The sequence below is a fragment of the Mesorhizobium sp. M7A.F.Ca.US.005.03.2.1 genome, from assembly GCF_003997795.1.
In the GTDB taxonomy this organism is placed as follows: domain Bacteria; phylum Pseudomonadota; class Alphaproteobacteria; order Rhizobiales; family Rhizobiaceae; genus Mesorhizobium; species Mesorhizobium ciceri.
This window is the reverse complement of record NZ_RZRP01000747.1, coordinates 1-3,084: the sequence shown is the minus strand read 5'-3', so window position 1 is coordinate 3,084 and position 3,084 is coordinate 1. Positions and strand designations below refer to the sequence as shown.

Sequence of the window (3,084 nt, the reverse complement as noted above, 5' to 3'; positions counted from 1 at the left end):
GGACACGGCGCCCGCGCATTGGCGACCGAGAATTCCTTTCGCACGGGCATCTCGGTGATGCTGCGGGCATGCGGCCTGTTTCTGAGCGGTGCCTCGGAGCCCGCATCGGCGGCGGCTATCGCGCCGCCCGCCGCCGCGGCGCCACCCGATGACGGGCAATGGACAATGCCGGCCAAGAACTACGCGTCGACCCGCTTCAGCGAACTCAGCGAGATCAACGAAGGCAACGTCAAGAACCTGCAGGTCGCCTTCACCTTCTCGACCGGCGTAAACAAGGGCCAGGAAGCAGCGCCGCTGGTCGTCGGCAACAACATGTACATCGTCACGCCCTTTCCCAACATCGTCTACGCGCTCGACCTTTCCAGGCCGGGCGCGCCGATGAAGTGGAAGTACGAGCCCAACCCCGAGCCGGCGGCACAAGGAGTGGCCTGCTGCGATGTCGTCAACCGCGGAGCGGCCTTCGCCAACGGACGCATCTTCTTCAACACGCTGGACGGCCACACGATCGCGCTCGATGCCAATACGGGCAAGCCGATCTGGAACACTCATATCGGCAACATCAACATCGGCGAGACCATCACCATGGCGCCGCTGGTGGTGAAGGGCAAAGTTCTGGTCGGCAATTCCGGCGGCGAAATGGGCGTCCGCGGCTGGGTCAAGGCGCTGGATGCCGGAGACGGGCATGTTGTCTGGACGGCTTATGGCACTGGACCCGACAAGGATGTGCTGATCGGCCCGGACTTCAAGCCCCACTACGACATGGACAGGGGCACAGACCTTGGCGTGACGACATGGCCACCGGAAGCCTGGAAGATCGGCGGCGGCAATATGTGGGGCTGGATCTCCTACGATCCGGAGTTGAACCTGATCTTCCACGGCACGGGCAATCCAGGACCGTGGAATCCGGATTTGCGGCCAGGCGACAACAAATGGACATCCGGTATTTTCGCGCGTGACGCCGATACCGGAGCGGCGAAGTGGTTCTATCAGTGGAGCCCGCATGACCTCCATGACTATGACGGCATCAACGAGCAGATCCTTCTGGACATGACCTGGCAAGGCAAGCCGCGCAAGGTCCTTGTCCGACCGGAACGCAACGGCTACCTCTATATCCTCGATCGGACCACTGGAGAGGTGCTATCGGCCACAGCCTATGGCCCGGTCAATTCCAGCAAAGGCGTCGATCTGAAGACCGGCCGCCTGATTGCAAACCCTGACAAGAGAACCGGCACCGGCAAGGTGGTCCGAGACATTTGTCCGACGGCATCCGGCCTCAAGGACTGGCAGCCATCGGCGTTTTCGCCGAGGACCGGCCTGCTCTATATCCCCCACAACAATCTCTGCATGGATGAAGAAGGCGTCGAGGTAAACTACATCGCAGGCACGCCCTATGTCGGCATGAACGTACGCATGATCCCCGGGCCGGGCGGCAATCGTGGTGCTTTTACCGCCTGGGATGTTTCCGCCGCCAAGCCGGCCTGGGTCCTGAAGGAGAACTTTCCGGTATGGAGCGGCACCGTCGTCACTGCCGGCGATGTCGTCTTTTACGGGACCATGGAAGGCTGGTTCAAGGCGGTCAGCGCCAGGACCGGCGATCTGCTTTGGCAGTTCAAGACGTCGTCCGGCATCATCGGCCAGCCAATAACCTATCGCGGCCCCGATGGGCACCAGTATGTCGCAATTCTGTCAGGCGTCGGTGGCTGGGCCGGCGCCATCGTTTCGGGCGACTTAGACCCACGCGATGCCACCGCGGCACTTGGCTTCGTCAACGCGATGAAGGATCTGAAGAACGCTACCACGGCGGGAGGCACGCTTTATGTGTTCCGGCTGCCTTGATGGATTGAACTTGACCGTACGTCCGGCGCGAAAGGCGTTCCAACGGGTGGCGATCGGCATGGCCGGGCTCGCCTTGTTGCTCTTTCCGGCTGTTGCCAACGCACGTGAATTGAGAGTGTGCGCCGACCCGAACAACATGCCGTTTTCCAACGCGGCCGGTCAAGGGTTCGAGAACAGGATCGCGGAAATTGTCGCCACTGATCTTGGCGCCAAGCTGACGTATACCTGGTGGGCGCAGCGCCGTGGCTTCATCCGCAACACGCTGAAGGCAGGCCTTTGCGATCTCGTGCCCGGCACGCCTGCCAATCTCGAAATGCTGCGCACCACCACGCCTTACTACCGTTCGTCCTATGTCTTCGTGACCCGCCAGGACGGCCCGGACGTGACGTCCTTCAACGACCCGCGGTTGCAAGAATTGCGCATCGGTGTTCAGCTCATCGGCGACGATGGCGCCAACTCGCCGCCTGTCCAGGCGCTTGGCCGCCGCGGCATTGTCGGGCACCTCATCGGCTACCCCGTCTATGGCGACTACTCTGCTCCCAACCCGCCGGCGCGCATCGTCGAAGCTGTCGCGAACGGCGAGATCGACCTTGCCGTGGTCTGGGGTCCGCTCGCCGGCTATTTCGCGCAGAGGCAAAAGGTGCCGCTCCGGATCACGCCGGTCACGCCTCGCATCGATGGACCGCAACTGCCGCTGATGTACGACATCTCAATGGGTGTTCGACGCGAGGACGATGCGCTGCGTGGCGATGTGAATAGCGCGCTTGCCCGACACAAGGCCGAGATCGACGCGGTTCTGGCGCGATACGGCGTACCGCGTCTGGACATGGCCGGGAGACCGGCCCGATGAGGCGCGCTCTGGCGATGTTGCTGCCCTTGACACTGGCCCTGGTCGCCTGCCAGCGCGAGGAGCGCGACACGCGACCGCAATCGGCGCTCGGCTCAGGTGAGCAGCCGACGCCTGTGACCACGTTGGAGCCGGGCGGACAGCGACCCTCCCCCACCGACAACAAGGCGGCGAGCTTCGAGGCCAACGCCTTCCACATGAGCGAGGGCAAACGCCTGTTCGGCTGGTTCAACTGCTCGGGCTGCCATGCCAATGGCGGTGGCGGCATGGGTCCGGCGCTCATGGACGAGAAGTGGATCTACGGCAGCTCGATGGAAAGCATCCACGCCACGATCCGCGACGGCAGGCCCAACGGGATGCCAAGCTTCGGCCAGAAGATACCCGACGACCAGATATGGGAG

Annotated in this window: 3 protein-coding genes; all 3 read left to right on the top strand. The window is 63.0% G+C overall.

Features of this window, described 5'->3' with window-relative positions; translation table 11 throughout:
- A partial coding sequence (locus EN991_RS29520) for a methanol/ethanol family PQQ-dependent dehydrogenase (RefSeq protein ID WP_348630508.1) occupies nucleotides 1-1,836 on the top strand: 1,836 nt, incomplete at its 5' end.
- A gap of 58 nt (nucleotides 1,837-1,894) precedes the next feature.
- On the top strand, nucleotides 1,895-2,686 hold the full coding sequence (locus EN991_RS29515) for a substrate-binding domain-containing protein (RefSeq protein WP_244514477.1): 792 nt from the start codon (nucleotides 1,895-1,897) through the stop codon (nucleotides 2,684-2,686).
- On the top strand, nucleotides 2,683-3,084 hold a 402-nt coding region (locus EN991_RS29510), incomplete at its 3' end, for a c-type cytochrome (RefSeq protein WP_127370071.1). The genes EN991_RS29515 and EN991_RS29510, both read left to right, overlap by 4 nt.